Here is a 14,975-nt window from a genome sequence, read left to right on the forward strand (position 1 = left end):
GGCGTGTCGCGCCGTGCCACCGGCGGCCGGGTGCGGAGCATGATGGAGGGATGGTCGAGCAGCGTCATCCGTGGTCCCGCTACGTCGCCCTGGGCGACTCCTTCACCGAGGGGATCGGCGATCCCGAGCCCGGCAGCCCCGGCGGGCACCGCGGCTGGGCAGACCGCGTGGCGGAGGTCCTGGGCAGCCAGAACGAGGACTTCGCCTACGCCAACCTGGCGGTGCGCGGCCGCCTCCTGCAGCAGATCGTCGACGAGCAGGTCGAGCCCGCCCTGGAGCTGCGCCCCGACCTCATCACCATCTCCGCGGGCGGGAACGACGTCATCCGCCCGGGGACCGACCCCGACGACATCGCGTCCCGCTTCGAGTCGGGCCTCGCCCGGCTCCGCTCCGACGGGGCGACCGTCGTCCTCTTCACCGGAGTGGATGTGGGCTTCTCCCCCGTGTTCGGGCGGATCCGCGGGAAGGTCGCGATCTACAACGAGAACCTGCGGGCGCTGGCCAAGCGGTACGACTGCATCGTCGCCGACCAGTGGTCCCTCCAGGAGATCCAGGACGTGCGGATGTGGGCGCCGGACCGCCTGCACCTCAACCCGCACGGCCACCACGAGGTCGCGCGCATGGTCCTCGAGTCGCTGAACGTCGAGGACGACCTGCGCCCCCTGGCCCCGGAGCCGCTGCACGCCCGCACCTGGCGTGCCGCCCGCACGGAGGACATCCAGTGGGCGCGGGAGTACCTCGTGCCGTGGGTGCTGCGCCGCGTCCGCCACCAGTCCTCCGGCGACTTCATCACCGCCAAGCGGCCCTCCGCCGAGCGCTGGAGCACCGATCCCGCGGCCTCGGAGCCGGGCTCGGTCGTGTCGGGCAACGCGACGCCGGAGGAGGTCGCCGAGGACATCGCGACCGCGGGCGTGCGGATCATCGACGACCGGGCCACGGATCCCCTGGCCTGATCCGCTCCCGGGAGGCGGCGGCTCGCCCCGCGCTCAGCCGAACAGCTCGGCCGGGTGGCCGAGGCGCCAGGCGAAGCCCGGGTCCTCGATCGACCCGTCGGCGACGAGGGGAAGCTCGTACGGGGTGCCGTTGACGTCGACGACGGCGGTCCCCACGCGCTCACCGTCGGCGACGGTCTCGAGCGGATCGAGGGCGACCGTGGTCGTCGTCGAGACCGCGCCCCACACCAGCACGGACCGCGCCTCCGCGGTCTCGGCCGTCGCCGTCTCCCCCCACGCGCTCGTGAGAGTGCCGTACTCCTGCCCCTCGACGGTCAGCGGGACGGTCCGGAAGCCCGCCTCGACGGTCGGGACGAGGGTCAGCACGTCCGCGGCGAGCTGCGGGTGCGTACGCGCGCCCACCACCACGCCGACCAGGGTGACCGGCCGGCCCTCGACGGTCGAGTCGAGCGAGAACAGCAGGCACGACCCCGCCTCGTCGGTCGTCCCCGTCTTGATCCCGTCCACTCCCGAGCGGCCGAGGAGCGAGTTGGTGTTGTCGACCTCGCCGACCCCCGGGATGACCGCGGTCGGCATCGCGACGATCGGAGCGAGCACCGGGTCCGCGATCAGCAGCTCGCCCAGGCGCACCATCTCGGCCGTCGTGCTGACCGTCGCCGGCGAGAGCCCGCTGGTGTCGGCGAGGGAGGTCCGCTCGAGCCCCTGCCCGTCGAGCCAGCCGCGCGCCGCGGCGAGGAAGGCGTCCTCCGAGCCGTACGCCCAGATCGCGAGCGACTTCGCGTAGTTGTTCGCGGACGGGAGCATCATGGCGGTCAGCGCCTCCCGCTCGGTCAGCTGCAGACCCGCGGTGACCGGAGCGTTCGAGCCGTTCTCGGCCAGGGTGTCGTTGTAGTACTGCACGTCCGCGCTCGTGAAGGTGATGGTCTCCCCGTCCGTCCCCGCCGCGATCGGCTTCGCCGCGAGGACGACGAGAGCGGTGACGACCTTGGCGATGCTCCCCGTCGGCACGGTTCCGGTGGAGCCGTAGCGGGCGAGCAGCCCGTCCTCCTCCGTCCCGTCGATGCCCACGGCCGCCACGGCGCCGGAGCCGTAGGCAGGCCAGGCCAGAGCGGGCGCGTCGACGGTGCTCGAGACGGGGTCCACCGCGACGGCGCTCGCCGTCGGCAGCTCCGCGGTCGCCGCGTTGGTCGCGTAGGCACCGCCTCCGCCGACCAGCACGGTCGCGGCGACGAGACCGGCGACGACCGCCCCGCGCCGTCGACGCGGTCGCGGCTCCGGCGCGGCGGGCTCCCCGAACAGGTCGAGGGCGTCGTCGGATCGGGTCGGGGAGGTCACCCCGTCATCGTACGGGCGAGCCTCTCACCCGTCCCGGACGCCGCCCCGTCGTCGGACGCGGCGGGTGACGCGCGGCACCGACCCCGATCCAGCGTCGGGAGCGTCAGCAGCAGGTCACCGCGGGGCCGCCGAGCGCCGGAGCCGGGCGGTCAGCGCCCGCGGGTCAGCGCCCACAGTGCGACGGCGCTCGCCGAGGCCACGTTGAGCGAGTCGACGCCGTGCAGCATCGGGATGGTGACGACGGTGTCCGAGGCGTCCAGCGCCGCGCGGCTGAGCCCGTCCCCCTCGGCGCCCAGGACGATCGCGACGCGCTCGGGGCGAGCCGCCGCGTACTCGTCGAGCGGCACCGCGTCCGGAGCGAGCGCCAGGGCGGCGACCGAGAACCCGGCCTCCTCCAGAGCGCGGCGAGCCGGTGCCCACTCGGGGGTGCGCGTCCACGGCACCTGCAGGACCGTTCCCATGCTCACCCGGACGCTGCGCCGGTACAGGGGGTCCGCGCACCGCGGCGTCACGAGCACCGCGTCCGCGCCCATGCCGGCCGCGGCGCGGAAGACGGCGCCGACGTTGGTGTGGTCGACCAGGTCCTCCAGGATCACGACGAGGCGCGCGCCCTCCAGCAGCTCGGCCATCGGCCGCAACGGCGGACGGTGCATCGAGGCGAGCGCTCCGCGGTGGAGGTGGAATCCGGTCAGCTCCTCGATCAGCGGATCCGGCGCCACGAAGACCGGCACCTCGGGGTGACGCTCGAGCACCCCGGCCGCGTCCGGCAGCCGCTTCTCCTGCACCAGGACCGAGCGGGGACGGTGCCCGGCGTCGAGCGCCCGCTCGATCACCTTGGCCGACTCGGCGATGTACAGACCGCCCTCCGGCTCCAGCACCCGCCGCAGCGCCACGTCGGTGAGGCGGTGGTAGTCGGCGAGGAGCGGGTGGTCGAGGTCGGTGATGTGCACGATCGGCATCCCGGCAATCTAGGGCACGGCGCGGACTAAACTCGTCGGGGGCCGCTCGAACGGCCCTCGAAGGAGGCGCGGATGGAGTCGAGTCCGACACCGGTCGCCGAGGGCCCCGAGGCGCTCGCGGTCGAGCAGGCCGTCGAACTCCTCAGCGGGCGCCGCATCGCCGCCGTCACCGGCGCGGGCATGAGCACCGACTCGGGCATCCCCGACTACCGCGGAGCCGGGGCACCGGTGCGCAGCCCGATGACCTACTCCCAGTTCGTCGCCGATCCCGACTACCGCCGCCGGTACTGGGCCGGCAGCCAGCTCGGCTGGCGCCGCTTCACCAGCACGCTCCCCAACGACGGCCACCGGGCCCTGGCCCGGCTCGAGGAGCGCGGCCTGCTCACGGGCGTCGTCACCCAGAACGTCGACGGCCTGCACGTCCGGGCCGGCTCGCGCCGCGTCGTGGATCTGCACGGCTCGGCGGACCGTGTGCGCTGCATGACCTGCGGCCAGTACTTCGCCCGCGACGCGGTGGCCGAGCGGATCGAGGCGCTCAACCCCTGGCTCGACGACCCCGACGTCTCCTCCCTCAACCCCGACGGCGACGCCGAGGTCCACGACGTCTCGGCGATGACCGTCCCCGAGTGCACGGTCTGCGGCGGGATCCTGAAGCCGGACATCGTCTTCTTCGGCGAGTTCATCCCGACCGAGCGGTTCGAGGAGGCGCGCGCCATCGTCGCGGGCGCCGACGCCCTGCTCGTGGCCGGCTCGTCGCTCGTGGTCAACTCCGGCATCCGCTTCCTCGAGATCGCCCGTCGCGCCCGGATGCCGATCGTGATCGTCAACCGCGGCACCACCAAGGGTGACTCGCGCGCGAGCATCAAGATCGACGGCGGCACCAGCGAGGTGCTCCGCGAGCTCGCCGAGCGCCTGCCCGCGCGCCGCACCGCCGCCCTCTGAGCTCCCGCCCGCTCCGCACCCGACCTCCCGAGAGGCCCCTGTGACCCAGCTCACCCTCGTCCGCCACGGCCAGACCGACTGGAACGCCGCCCGGCGCATCCAGGGCAGGAGCGACATCCCGCTCAACGCGACCGGGCGCGCCCAGGCGCGGGCGGCGGCGCGGCTGCTCGCCGAACGGCGCTTCGACGCGGTGGTCGCCAGTCCGCTGCAGCGCGCCTTCGACACCGGAGCGATCATTGCGCGCGGTCTCGGACTCGACGAGCCGCTGGCGGTGCCGGGCCTGGCCGAGCGCGCCTACGGCGAGGCGGAGGGGATGACCGGTCCCGAGCTCGCCGAGCGCTTCCCCGGAGGCATCGAGCGCGCGCCGATCCCCGGCTGCGAGACCCGCGCCGAGGTCGTCGAGCGGGCGACCGCCGCGCTGCTCGAGGTGGCCGAGCGCTTCCCCGACGCGTCCGTCGTCGTCGCCACGCACGGTGCGGTCATCGGCAGCCTGATCCGCGCGCTCAGCAGCGAGGACCTCCCCGTGCACGGCGTCTCGGTCGGCAACGGCTCCCGGCACGACTTCGCGATCGTCGACGGGGCACTGCGCATCGTCGGCGTCGACGACTCCGGCGACGTGGTCGTGGCGGACGTCGACCTCGACGACGTGCTCAGCCCGGCCCCGGGAGCCTGACGGCCCGCCTCCCGGAGGCGGTCCGATCGCCGGACCGCGTCAGCGCCGGCCGAGGTCCTGCAGGAGCCCGAAGAGCACCCGGGCGGAGTCGCGCCAGGAGAAGGCCGCGGCCCGCTCCCTCGCCCGGGCCGAGTGCGTCCGCCACACGGCGCCGTCCTCGAGCGACCGCACACCGTCCGCGATGCCCTTCGCGCTCGACGGGTCGACGTACACGGCGGCGTCCTGGGCGATCTCGCGGAAGATCGGGATGTCGCTCACCACGACCGGCGTCCCGAGCGCCATCGCCTCGACCAGCGGGATCCCGAAGCCCTCGTCCCTGCTCGCCGTCACGAGAGCGGTCGCCCGCGCGAGCACCGCGCGGTACTCCGCGTCCGGCGCCCCCTGGTGGAACACCAGCTTCGCGGTCGGCGCCAGGGCCCGGAGCGTCTCGACGGTCTCGTCGCTCGCTCGGCTCATCAGGTGCAGCTCGTAGTCGGGCAGCAGCCGCATCGCGCGCGCGAGCGTCTCGACGTTCTTGTAGGGCATGAACGAGCCCATGTAGACGAGCGAGCGCGCGGCCGACCGGTCGGGCAGCGATCCCGCCAGAGCAGCGCTCGCCTCGTCGGGCTCGGTCGCCGCGTTCGGGACGACGACCACCGGCCGGGTGGTGAGGCGGTGGGAGCGGATCAGGTCGCGGGTCGTCTCCGAGACGGTGACGACCGCGTCGGCGCGCTGGAGGAGCCTCCGCTGCGGCCACCAGGCGAGGTGGTAGAGCCGCCAGAGCGCGCGCACGGGAGCGGCCAGGTCGCGCGGCGGAGTGCGGTGGCGGTAGTAGATGAGGTCGTGCACGGTCAGGACGAGCCGGTAGCGGCGGCCGAGCGAGCCCATGGTCTGCATCGGCGAGAAGACCACGTCGGGCCGCAGCCGGTTCACCAGCAGCGCGACGAACGGCTCGAACGGGCTGGTCGGCCCGGTCACGCGCTCCCACGGGAGCGACGGGAGCATCGCGAGCTGGCGGCGGTCGCTGATCAGCATGGTCACGTCGTGCAGCTTCGCGAGCTCGCGGACGAGCTCCGCGGTGTAGCGGCTGATCCCGTCGTGCCGCTCGAGCCGGGTGTACCGGCAGTCGACGACGATCCTCATCGGTCGATCCCCTCCTCGAGGGCCGTCCGCAGCACGGCGGCGGCCTCGTCCGGCGTCTCGTAGTGGATCAGGTGGCCGACTCCGTCGATGACGTGCAGGCGGGCGTGCGGCAGCCTCTCGAGCAGGCGGTACTGCGCCGGGAGCGGAGTGATGTCGTCCTGCGCCGCGGCGATCAGCTGCGTCGGCACGCCGATCCGGGAGGCGTACTCGCCGACGTCGTGCGAGACGGAGGCGCGGAACGCCTCGAGGACCGTGTCGCGGGAGGCGAAGGCGCTGAAGTAGCGGTCGTGCTGGTCGTGCACGAAGCGTCGCAGCGCCGGCTCCTTCGTCTTCACCATCGCCAGGCTCATCACCCGCACGATCAGCGGGTCGCTGAGCAGGCGGTGTCCGAGGGGCCCCGGCAGGAGCGCGCCGAGCCGGTAGTAGAGGACGGCGAGCCTGGTCAGGACGCCGCGGGGACCCTGCAGGGCGGGCGCGCCGATCGGGTTGACCAGCACCAGGAGCGGAGCGGGCAGCCCGTCGGCGACAGCCGCGGCCGCGACGATCGAGCCGAAGGAGTGGCCGAGGACGGCCGCCTCGCCGCGGAGCCCCAGCGTGTCGAGGAAGGAGCCGAGCCAGGAGGCGTAGCCGTCCACGTCGTGCGGCAGGCGCGTCATCGGGGTCGAGGCGCCGAAGCCGGGCAGGTCGGGAGCGACGACCCGCACGTCCGCTCCCCCGGCGAGCAGACGGGCGACGACGGGCTCGAGGCCGTGGTGCTCGCCGCGGAACCCGTGCACCAGCACGAGGACGGTCGAGGCGTCCGGAGCGCCGTAGGTCCAGTAGGCGGTGCGGGATCCGGCGACGTCCACCGCGGCCTCGCGGACGGGGACACGGCCGAGATCGGAGGCGTAGGGGGAGGGAGTGGTCATCGCGTTCCTTATCGTAGGGAAAGCCCGTCGAAGATCTGGCCGCAACGCCTTGCGTGGCCTCGATCCGAGCCGGGAGCATGATCACGCGCTCGCAACACGGCGCACCGCCCACCCGTCTCGCGAGACGGTCATCCGCTCAGGCAGCAGCAGAAGGAGCACCGTGAGCTTCACGTCGCCGATCCAACTCCCCGGACTCGCCCTCGACCCCCAGTGGTACCGCCGGGCGGTGTTCTACGAGGTGATGATCCGGTCGTACTACGACTCCAACGGCGACGGCGCCGGCGACATCAACGGGCTCGCCTCCAAGCTCGACTACCTGCAGTGGCTCGGGATCGACGCCCTCTGGCTCCCGCCGTTCTACATGTCACCTCTGCGCGACGGCGGCTACGACGTCTCCGACTTCAAGGCGATCCTCCCCGAGTTCGGCACGATGGAGGACTTCCGCGACCTCGTCCGGAAGGCCCACGAGCGCAACATGCGCATCGTGATGGACTTCCCGCTCAACCACACCAGCGACCAGCACGAGTGGTTCCAGCAGTCCCGGTCCGACCCCGAGGGCCCCTACGGCGACTTCTACGTCTGGAACGACACCGACGACAAGTGGCCGGACATCCGCATCATCTTCGTCGACACCGAGGACTCGAACTGGGCCTTCGACGCCGAGCGCCGCCAGTTCTACTTCCACCGCTTCTTCTCGCACCAGCCGGACCTCAACTTCGAGAACCCCGCCGTGCACGAGGCGATCCACGACGTGGTCAAGTTCTGGCTCGACCTCGGCGTCGACGGCATCCGGCTCGACGCGATCCCCTACCTCTACGAGTCCGACGAGGGCAACGGAGAGGGCGAGCCGCCCACCCACGAGTTCATCAAGAACCTCCGCACCATGGTCGACCGCGACTACCCCGGCCGCATCCTGATCGCCGAGGCGAACCAGTGGCCGCGGGAGGTCGCCGCGTTCTTCGGCACGGAGGAGGAGCCCGAGTGCCACATGGCGTTCGACTTCCCGGTCATGCCGCGCATCTTCTACTCCCTCCGCGCGCAGACGGCGAACGAGCTGAAGAAGGTGCTCTCCGAGACGTTCGACATCCCCAGCGGCGCCGCCTGGGGCGTGTTCCTCCGCAACCACGACGAGCTCACGCTCGAGATGGTGTCCGAGGAGTACCGCCAGGCCATGTACGGCTGGTACGCCTACGACCCGCGGATGCGCTCCAACATCGGCATCCGCCGCAGGCTCGCGCCGCTTCTGGACAACTCGCGCGCCGAGCTCGAGCTGATCAACGCCCTGCTCTTCTCCCTCGCCGGCAGCCCGTTCCTGTACTACGGCGACGAGATCGGCATGGGCGACAACATCTGGCTCAACGACCGCGACGCGTCGCGCACGCCGATGCAGTGGACGCCCGACCGGAACGCCGGCTTCTCGGCCGCCGACCCCGGCAAGCTCGTGCAGCCGATCGTCCAGTCGCTCGTCTACCACTACAACCAGGTCAACGTGGAGGCGCAGCTGGCGCAGTCCCGCTCCCTGCTGCACTGGATGCGGAACGTCCTGCACGTGCGCCGCGGCCACCCGGCGTTCGGCCTCGGGTCGATGCGCGTCCTCGAGACGGACCACGAGTCGGTGCTCGCCTTCGTGCGGGACTACGCCGGCTCGGGCTCCGAGATGGGCGACCAGCCCGAGGAGGTGCTCTGCGTCTTCAGCTTCAACCACAACCCGGTCTCGGTCACGATCACCGACCCGGAGAACCCCGGATCGACGCTGAGCGACCTGTTCGGCGGCGGCCGCTTCCCCGGATTCTCGGACGACGGCACGCTGACGATGACGCTCGGCACGCAGGGCTTCTTCTGGCTCCACGTCGCCAAGGCGCACGAGGCCCGCTGACCCGGCAGCACGCCGAGGGGCCTCCGGCCGATGTCGGAGGCCCCCTTTAGGCTGTCGGCGTGAGCACCACCGGAACGACCGAGACGCAGACCGAGCCGATGCTGTTCGACGACGCCGAGCAGGAGCTCGTCCCCTCCGAAGGGGCGCGGTGGTTCGACCTGCTGGCCGTGTTCGACCTCGAGACCACCGGCATCGACGTCCGCACGAGCCGCATCGTCACCGCGCACGTCGGCGTGATCGACGCGGCGGGCGAGCCGATCGAGGGCACGACCTGGCTCGCCGATCCCGAGGTCGAGATCCCGGCCGGCGCCTCCGCCGTCCACGGGATCAGCACCGAGCACGCCCGCGCGCACGGCCGCCCCGCCGGCGAGGTCGTGGCCGAGATCTCCGAGGCGCTGCGCTCGCTCCTCGCCCGCGGCATCCCGGTCGTCGTCTACAACGCCCCCTACGACCTCTCGCTCCTCGCCCACGAGGCGCGCCGCTGGGGCGTGCCCGTGCTGCTCGACCCGAGCCCCGTCGTCGATCCGCTCGTGATCGACAAGGCGGTGGACCGCTACCGCAAGGGCAAGCGCACCCTGACCCTCGCCGCCGAGCACTACGGCGTCGCCCTCACCGAGGCGCACGACGCGGGCGCGGACGCGATCGCGGCGGGTCGGGTCGCCCAGGCGCTGGGCCGCGCCTTCGCCGACGAGCTCGGAGTCGGCGCGGAGGCCCTGCACGCGCTCCAGGTCGACTGGTGCCGCACCCAGGCCGAGTCCTTCCAGGAGTACATGCGCCGCGTCCGCGACGAGTCCTTCGTCGCCGACGGGGGCTGGCCGGTCCGCCACTGACCCCTCAGGTCAGCGTGCGCCCCTCGCGCAGGAGCGCCACGTACTCCGCGATCCGCCGCTCCCGCGTCGCCGCCCGCTTCAGCTGCGAGAGGCGGAAGAGGAACGCGAAGCGCTTCTGCCCGCCGACGGTCGCGAAGAAGGCCAGGGCCTGCGGATCCGCGTCGAGCGCCCGCTGGAAGTCGTCCGACACCTCCGCATCGCGCTGCCGGTAGGCCGCGTCCCAGCGCCCGTCGGCGCGTGCCCGCTCGACCTCGGCCAGCCCGCCCGGCAGCATCCGGCCCTCCGCCAGCAGCCGTGCGACGTGATCGCGGTTGACCTTGGACCACGGGCTAGCGCGACGCCGCGGGGTGAAGGCCTGGAGCTTGAACTGCTCGTCGAAGGCTCCCGCCTGACCGTCGATCCAGCCGTGGCAGAGCGCGATGTCGAGCGCCTCGGCGTAGGTGATCCCCGGATCGACGGCGGCCTTCTTCCGCAGCTTCAGCCGGACTCCGTCCGGGTCGGGCTCGCCGCGGAGGTAGGCGTCCCACTCTTCAGGAGTCGTGAACGGCAGGATCGGCTTGTCGGCGAAGGACACCATGCCGGGACGCTACCGCGCCGGCTCCCCGACGGCCACGGCCCGCCCGTCGGCGCAAGCCCTCGCTCCGCGGACCGCGGCGCTGTGGGATCGGGTGAGCACGTGTTCCCCCTCCCCCCTCTCGCAAGGAGAAGTCATGCCCACGATCCGCACGGTCACCGTCCTCGGCAGCGGAGTGCTCGGCTCCCAGATCGCCTTCCAGTCGGCCTTCCACGGCTTCGCCGTCACCGTCTACGACCTCTCCGACGACGTCCTCGAGTCGGCGCGCGAGCGGCTCCGCGGTCTCGCGGGCGTCTACGAGTCGGTGCCCGGCGGCGTCGCCGGCGGACCGCAGGAGGCGCTCGACTCCCTCCGCCTCACCTCCGACCTCGCGGAGGCTGTCGCCGACGCCGACCTCGTGATCGAGGCTGTCCCCGAGGACCTGGGCCTGAAGCAGGAGCTGTACGGCCGCCTGGGTGCGCTCGCTCCCGAGCGCACGGTCTTCGCGACCAACTCGTCCACGCTGCTCCCCAGCGACCTGAAGGCCTCAACCGGCCGACCCGACCGGTTCCTCGCGCTGCACTACGCCAACCACGTCTGGGCGCAGAACACGGCCGAGATCATGGGGACGACGGACACGGACCCCGCCGTGGTCGACGCCATCGTGGAGTTCGCCGTCTCCAGCGGCCTCGAGCCCATCAGGCTGCAGAAGGAGAAGGCCGGCTACGTCCTGAACTCGCTGCTGGTGCCGCTCCTCAACGCCGCGTCGGGGCTGCTCATGGGCGGCTACGCCGACTACGAGACCATCGACAAGACCTGGAGGATCGGCACCGGCGCCCCGCTCGGACCCTTCCAGATCTTCGACGTCGTCGGTCTGCGGACCGCCTACAACATCGCCGCCGCGGCCCCGGACGAGGCCTCCCAGGCGTTCGCCGCCCACCTGAAGACGGAATACCTCGATCGCGGCCGCCTCGGAACGGCCACCGGAGAGGGCTTCTACCGCTACTGAGGACCGCCCCGCGGGAACGACGAAGGGCCCCCGACCGTGAGGTCGAGGGCCCTTCGAGGAGTGCTACTTGCCGAAGTTCTTGTAGCGGCTGTTGAACTTCTCGACGCGGCCGGCCGAGTCCATGATGCGCTGCTTGCCCGTGTAGAACGGGTGCGAGGCGGAGGAGATCTCGACGTCGATGACGGGGTAGGTCACGCCGTCGAGCTCGATCGTCTTGCTGCTCTTCGCGGTCGAGCGGGTGAGGAAGGTCTCACCGGACGCGAGGTCGCGGAAGACGATCGCGGAGTACTCGGGGTGGATGTCGGTCTTCATGGTCGTGTCCTGTCGTCGATGGTCCTGAACCGCACCTGTCGTCGACGGGAACGGGTGGATGAGGGCGGGCGCACCGCGAACGGGCCCGAACCAGCTACCGAGAATACCAGACCGAAAGCGCGCGCAGAAGTCGCGCCGCGCCCGGACCCCGGAGCCGGGGTCAGCCGCGGGCGCGGGCCGAGAAGCGCCCGTTCTCGCGGGTGAGAGCGATGTCGAGCCCGAAGGTCTCGGCGAGCGTCGCCTCGGTCAGGGACTCGGCCAGCGGGCCCGCCGCCACCACCGCTCCGTCGCGGAGGAGCAGGGCGTGGGTGAAGCCGTCGGGGATCTCCTCGACGTGGTGGGTCACCATCACGATCGCGGGCGACGCCGGGTCCTTCGCGAAGCCGCCCAGCAGCTGGACGAGCTCCTCGCGGGCGCCGAGGTCGAGGCTCGCGGCCGGCTCGTCGAGCAGGAGCAGCTCGGGGTCGGTCATGATCGCGCGGGCGATCTGGACGCGCTTCTGCTCGCCGTCCGAGAGCGTCCCGAAGGTGCGCTCGGCGAGGTGCTCGAGCTTCCACTCGGACAGCACGCGGCGGGCGCGGCGCTCGTCGATCGCGTCGTAGCCCTCGTTCCAGCGGCCGGTGACGGCGTAGGCGGCGGTCATCACGACGTCGAGCACGCTCTCGCCGGCCGGGAGGCGGCGCGCCATCGCGGTCGAGGCGTAGCCGATGCGCGGGCGCAGCTCGAACACGTCGACCCGGCCGAGGGTCTCCTCGAGCAGGTGCGCGGCACCGGTCGAGGGGTAGTTCTGCGCGGCGGCGATCTGCAGGATCGAGGTCTTGCCCGCCCCGTTGGGGCCGAGGATCACCCAGCGCTCGTCCTCGGCCACGTCCCACGACACGTGGTCGAGGATCCGCTTGCCGTTCCGGACGAAGGACACATCGACGAACGAGACAACGCTGGGCATGGGAGCCATTCTAAAGGAGGCGGCCGGGAGGCTCAGACGAGCGAGTCGTAGATCGCCCGGGTGTCCCGCGCGATCTGCGTCCAGCTGAAGTGGCTCTGCGCGCGCTCGCGGCCCGCGGCGCCCATCCGCTTCGCCGTCTCCGGGTCGGCGACGACCTCGGCGAGGGCGGCGGCCAGGTCGGCGACGTAGCGCTCCGGGTCCACGGGGGTGCCGGTGCCGTCGGTGACCTGCTCGATCGGGACGAGACGGCCGGTCACGCCGTCGTCGACGACCTCCGGTATGCCGCCGGTCGCCGTCCCGACGACCGCCGCACCGCAGGCCATCGCCTCGAGGTTGACGATGCCGAGGGGCTCGTAGATCGAGGGGCAGACGAACGTGGTCGCGTTCGTCAGGACCGCGGAGAGCTGGTGGCGCGGCAGATGCCGGTCGATCCAGACGACGCCGGTGCGCTCCTCCTGGAGGCTGCGGACGAGGGAGGTGACCTCGGCCATGATCTCGGGGGTGTCGGGGGCGCCCGCGCAGAGCACGAGCTGCACCTCGGGAGGCAGGGTCGCGGCGGCGCGGAGCAGGTAGGGCAGGCCCTTCTGCCGGGTGATGCGGCCGACGAAGACCACGGAGGGGCGCGAGGGGTCGATGCCCAGCTCGGCGAGGACGGCCTCGTCCTCGACCGGGTGCCAGGCGTCGAGGTCGATGCCGTTGTAGACCACGTGGACCTTCGCCGGGTCCAGGGCCGGGTAGGAGCGGAGGATGTCCTCGCGCATGCCGCCGGACACCGCGATCACGGCGTCGGCGTTCTCGTACGCCTCCCGCTCGATCCAGCTCGAGACGCGGTAGCCGCCGCCGAGCTGCTCGGCCTTCCACGGACGCAGCGGCTCGAGGCTGTGCGCCGAGACCACGTGCGGGATGCCGTGCAGGAGCTGGGCGAGACGCCCCGCGTCGTTGGCGTACCAGGTGTGGGAGTGGACCAGGTCGGCCCCCGCCGCGTCCTGCGCGATCTGCAGGTCGACCCCGAGGGTCTGCAGCGCGCCGTTCGCCTCGGCGAGCTCCGCGGGGACGGAGTACGCGAACGTGCCCTCCTCCTCGCGCGGCGCGCCGAAGCAGCGCACCACGACCTCCAGGTCGCTGCGCAGCGCCTTGGTGAGCTCGGCCACGTGGACACCGGCTCCCCCGTACACCTCGGGCGGGTATTCCTTGGTCAGCAGATCGACTCGCACCCCCGAACCGTAGTACAGGGCGCTCCCCCGGCGACAGCCGGGGTCCACGGGGAAGCCCGAGCCCCTACTGTGGTGCCATGCAGTCAAAGAAGATCTTCGGCATCGTCCTCGCCGGCGGCGAGGGAAAGCGCCTCATGCCCCTCACGGCGGACCGGGCCAAGCCCGCGGTGCCGTTCGGCGGGCAGTACCGGCTGATCGACTTCGCGCTGTCCAACCTGATCAACTCCGGTCTCACCCAGATCGTCGTGCTGACGCAGTACAAGTCGCACTCGCTCGACCGCCACGTCTCGCAGACCTGGCGCCTCTCCGGGCTCCTGAACTCCTACGTCGCCTCGGTCCCCGCGCAGCAGCGCCTGGGCAAGCGCTGGTTCAGCGGCTCGGCCGACGCGATCCTGCAGAGCCTCAACCTGATCCGCGACGAGAAGCCCGACATCGTCGTCGTGGTCGGCGCCGACCACGTCTACCGGATGGACTTCTCGCAGATGATCGACGCGCACATCGCGTCCGGTGCGAAGGCGACCGTCGCGGCCATCCGCCAGCCGATCGAGCTCGCGGACCAGTTCGGCGTCATCCAGCTCGCCGGTGACGAGGCGGGCGACGGCATCGTCCCGACGATGATCTCCGAGTTCCTCGAGAAGCCCAAGGACGCCGTCGGCCTGGCCGACTCCCCGCACGAGGTCCTCGCCTCCATGGGCAACTACGTCTTCGACGCGGACGCCCTGATCGACGCGGTCATCCGCGACGGCGAGTCCTCCACGTCGGACCACGACATGGGCGGCGACATCATCCCGGACTTCGTCGCGCGCGGCGAGGCCGGCGTCTACGACCTCAAGCTCAACGACGTCCCCGGCTCGACCGACCGCGACCGCTACTACTGGCGGGACGTCGGCACCATCGACTCCTTCTTCGAGGCCCACCAGGACCTCATCTCGGCGCTGCCGGTCTTCAACCTCTACAACCAGCAGTGGCCGATCTTCTCGTCGCAGCTGAACTCCCCTCCGGCCAAGATCGTCCGCGACGGCAAGGGCAACATGGGATCGACGGTCGACTCGGTCGTCTCGCTCGGTACCGTGATCTCGGGCGCGCACATCGAGCGCAGCGTCGTCGGGCCCTGGACGGTCATCGAGTCGAACGCGACGGTCACCGACTCGGTGGTCTTCGACAAGGTCCGCATCGGCCCGGACGCGCTGGTCGTCCGCGCTATCCTCGACAAGGACGTCGTCGTCGAGCCCGGTGCTCGAGTCGGCGTGGACCACGACCGCGATCGCGAGCGCGGGTTCACCGTCACCGAGTCGGGCATCACCGTCGTCGGCAAGGGCGTCGTCGTCCACCCGTAGCACCCC

Annotated in this window: 15 protein-coding genes; 7 read left to right on the forward strand and 8 right to left on the reverse strand. The window is 71.9% G+C overall.

Annotated features, from left to right (window positions below; genetic code table 11):
• Nucleotides 1-50: 50 nt before the first annotated feature.
• On the forward strand, nucleotides 51-953 hold the full coding sequence (locus tag C5C63_RS01915; RefSeq protein ID WP_104325410.1) for an SGNH/GDSL hydrolase family protein: 903 nt from the start codon (nucleotides 51-53) through the stop codon (nucleotides 951-953).
• Between the two features lie 33 nt (nucleotides 954-986).
• Here the strand turns inward: C5C63_RS01915 and C5C63_RS01920 are convergent, their stop codons facing one another.
• Both C5C63_RS01920 and C5C63_RS01925 read right to left on the reverse strand, forming a co-directional pair.
• Nucleotides 987-2,288 (reverse strand): D-alanyl-D-alanine carboxypeptidase family protein, encoded by a 1,302-nt coding sequence (locus tag C5C63_RS01920; RefSeq protein ID WP_104292104.1) that lies wholly within the window; start codon nucleotides 2,286-2,288, stop codon nucleotides 987-989.
• A gap of 149 nt (nucleotides 2,289-2,437) precedes the next feature.
• The gene (locus C5C63_RS01925; RefSeq protein ID WP_104232619.1) at nucleotides 2,438-3,247 is read right to left on the reverse strand and encodes an RNA methyltransferase; all 810 of its coding nucleotides are present in this window, start codon (nucleotides 3,245-3,247) and stop codon (nucleotides 2,438-2,440) included.
• A 72-nt stretch (nucleotides 3,248-3,319) separates the two neighbouring features.
• Between C5C63_RS01925 and C5C63_RS01930 the strand changes: the two genes are divergently transcribed.
• Nucleotides 3,320-4,189 (forward strand): Sir2 family NAD-dependent protein deacetylase, encoded by an 870-nt coding sequence (locus C5C63_RS01930; RefSeq protein ID WP_104250355.1) that lies wholly within the window; start codon nucleotides 3,320-3,322, stop codon nucleotides 4,187-4,189.
• A gap of 40 nt (nucleotides 4,190-4,229) precedes the next feature.
• Nucleotides 4,230-4,862 (forward strand): histidine phosphatase family protein, encoded by a 633-nt coding sequence (locus C5C63_RS01935; RefSeq protein WP_104257555.1) that lies wholly within the window; start codon nucleotides 4,230-4,232, stop codon nucleotides 4,860-4,862.
• Nucleotides 4,863-4,901: 39 nt separating this feature from the next.
• On the opposite strand, the gene C5C63_RS01940 is transcribed toward C5C63_RS01935, so the two are convergent.
• Nucleotides 4,902-5,984 (reverse strand): glycosyltransferase family 1 protein, encoded by a 1,083-nt coding sequence (locus tag C5C63_RS01940; RefSeq protein ID WP_104225279.1) that lies wholly within the window; start codon nucleotides 5,982-5,984, stop codon nucleotides 4,902-4,904.
• Nucleotides 5,981-6,892, reverse strand: coding sequence for an alpha/beta fold hydrolase (locus C5C63_RS01945; protein ID WP_104257556.1), 912 nt, complete (start codon nucleotides 6,890-6,892; stop codon nucleotides 5,981-5,983). The genes C5C63_RS01940 and C5C63_RS01945 overlap by 4 nt, the downstream gene beginning before the upstream one ends.
• Before the next feature lie 160 nt (nucleotides 6,893-7,052).
• Here C5C63_RS01945 and treS point away from each other — a divergent pair, with 160 nt between their 5' ends.
• Nucleotides 7,053-8,768 (forward strand): maltose alpha-D-glucosyltransferase, encoded by a 1,716-nt coding sequence (gene treS, locus C5C63_RS01950; RefSeq protein ID WP_104221970.1) that lies wholly within the window; start codon nucleotides 7,053-7,055, stop codon nucleotides 8,766-8,768.
• Nucleotides 8,769-8,866: 98 nt separating this feature from the next.
• Complete coding sequence (locus C5C63_RS01955) at nucleotides 8,867-9,598, forward strand: 3'-5' exonuclease (RefSeq protein ID WP_104325474.1); 732 nt, start codon at nucleotides 8,867-8,869, stop codon at nucleotides 9,596-9,598.
• A gap of 4 nt (nucleotides 9,599-9,602) precedes the next feature.
• On the opposite strand, the gene C5C63_RS01960 is transcribed toward C5C63_RS01955, so the two are convergent.
• Complete coding sequence (locus C5C63_RS01960; protein ID WP_104267329.1) at nucleotides 9,603-10,175, reverse strand: YdeI family protein; 573 nt, start codon at nucleotides 10,173-10,175, stop codon at nucleotides 9,603-9,605.
• 133 nt (nucleotides 10,176-10,308) lie between these two features.
• Here C5C63_RS01960 and C5C63_RS01965 point away from each other — a divergent pair, with 133 nt between their 5' ends.
• Nucleotides 10,309-11,160 carry a 3-hydroxyacyl-CoA dehydrogenase gene (locus C5C63_RS01965; RefSeq protein ID WP_104325411.1) on the forward strand — a complete coding sequence of 284 codons (852 nt, stop codon included), beginning with the start codon at nucleotides 10,309-10,311 and terminating at the stop codon, nucleotides 11,158-11,160.
• 63 nt (nucleotides 11,161-11,223) lie between these two features.
• Here the strand turns inward: C5C63_RS01965 and C5C63_RS01970 are convergent, their stop codons facing one another.
• The 3 genes from C5C63_RS01970 to glgA form a co-directional block, all read right to left on the reverse strand.
• Entirely contained in the window at nucleotides 11,224-11,472 is a 249-nt protein-coding gene (locus C5C63_RS01970; protein WP_068253003.1) for a type B 50S ribosomal protein L31, read from the reverse strand.
• A 160-nt stretch (nucleotides 11,473-11,632) separates the two neighbouring features.
• Nucleotides 11,633-12,418: an ABC transporter ATP-binding protein gene (locus C5C63_RS01975; protein WP_104221964.1), complete on the reverse strand. Its 786-nt coding sequence runs from the start codon at nucleotides 12,416-12,418 to the stop codon at nucleotides 11,633-11,635.
• A 32-nt stretch (nucleotides 12,419-12,450) separates the two neighbouring features.
• The gene (glgA, locus tag C5C63_RS01980) at nucleotides 12,451-13,632 is read right to left on the reverse strand and encodes a glycogen synthase (protein WP_104325412.1); all 1,182 of its coding nucleotides are present in this window, start codon (nucleotides 13,630-13,632) and stop codon (nucleotides 12,451-12,453) included.
• Nucleotides 13,633-13,709: 77 nt separating this feature from the next.
• On the opposite strand from glgA, the gene C5C63_RS01985 reads away from it, so the two are divergent.
• A complete protein-coding gene (locus C5C63_RS01985; protein ID WP_104257559.1) occupies nucleotides 13,710-14,969 on the forward strand; it encodes a glucose-1-phosphate adenylyltransferase in 1,260 nt (419 codons plus the stop codon).
• The last annotated feature ends 6 nt before the right edge of the window (nucleotides 14,970-14,975 follow it).

The organism is Rathayibacter sp. AY1B8 (genome assembly GCF_002932775.1).
Lineage (GTDB): Bacteria > Actinomycetota > Actinomycetes > Actinomycetales > Microbacteriaceae > Rathayibacter.

Coding starts and splice junctions, on each gene's coding strand:
- C5C63_RS01915 (WP_104325410.1), top strand. CDS start 51: ATGGTCGAGCAGCGTCATCCGTGGTCCCGCTACGTCGCCCTGGGCGAC.
- C5C63_RS01925 (WP_104232619.1), bottom strand. CDS start 3,247: ATGCCGATCGTGCACATCACCGACCTCGACCACCCGCTCCTCGCCGAC.
- C5C63_RS01930 (WP_104250355.1), top strand. CDS start 3,320: ATGGAGTCGAGTCCGACACCGGTCGCCGAGGGCCCCGAGGCGCTCGCG.
- C5C63_RS01940 (WP_104225279.1), bottom strand. CDS start 5,984: ATGAGGATCGTCGTCGACTGCCGGTACACCCGGCTCGAGCGGCACGAC.
- C5C63_RS01945 (WP_104257556.1), bottom strand. CDS start 6,892: ATGACCACTCCCTCCCCCTACGCCTCCGATCTCGGCCGTGTCCCCGTC.
- C5C63_RS01955 (WP_104325474.1), top strand. CDS start 8,867: ATGCTGTTCGACGACGCCGAGCAGGAGCTCGTCCCCTCCGAAGGGGCG.
- C5C63_RS01960 (WP_104267329.1), bottom strand. CDS start 10,175: ATGGTGTCCTTCGCCGACAAGCCGATCCTGCCGTTCACGACTCCTGAA.
- C5C63_RS01965 (WP_104325411.1), top strand. CDS start 10,309: ATGCCCACGATCCGCACGGTCACCGTCCTCGGCAGCGGAGTGCTCGGC.
- C5C63_RS01970 (WP_068253003.1), bottom strand. CDS start 11,472: ATGAAGACCGACATCCACCCCGAGTACTCCGCGATCGTCTTCCGCGAC.
- C5C63_RS01975 (WP_104221964.1), bottom strand. CDS start 12,418: ATGCCCAGCGTTGTCTCGTTCGTCGATGTGTCCTTCGTCCGGAACGGC.
- C5C63_RS01985 (WP_104257559.1), top strand. CDS start 13,710: ATGCAGTCAAAGAAGATCTTCGGCATCGTCCTCGCCGGCGGCGAGGGA.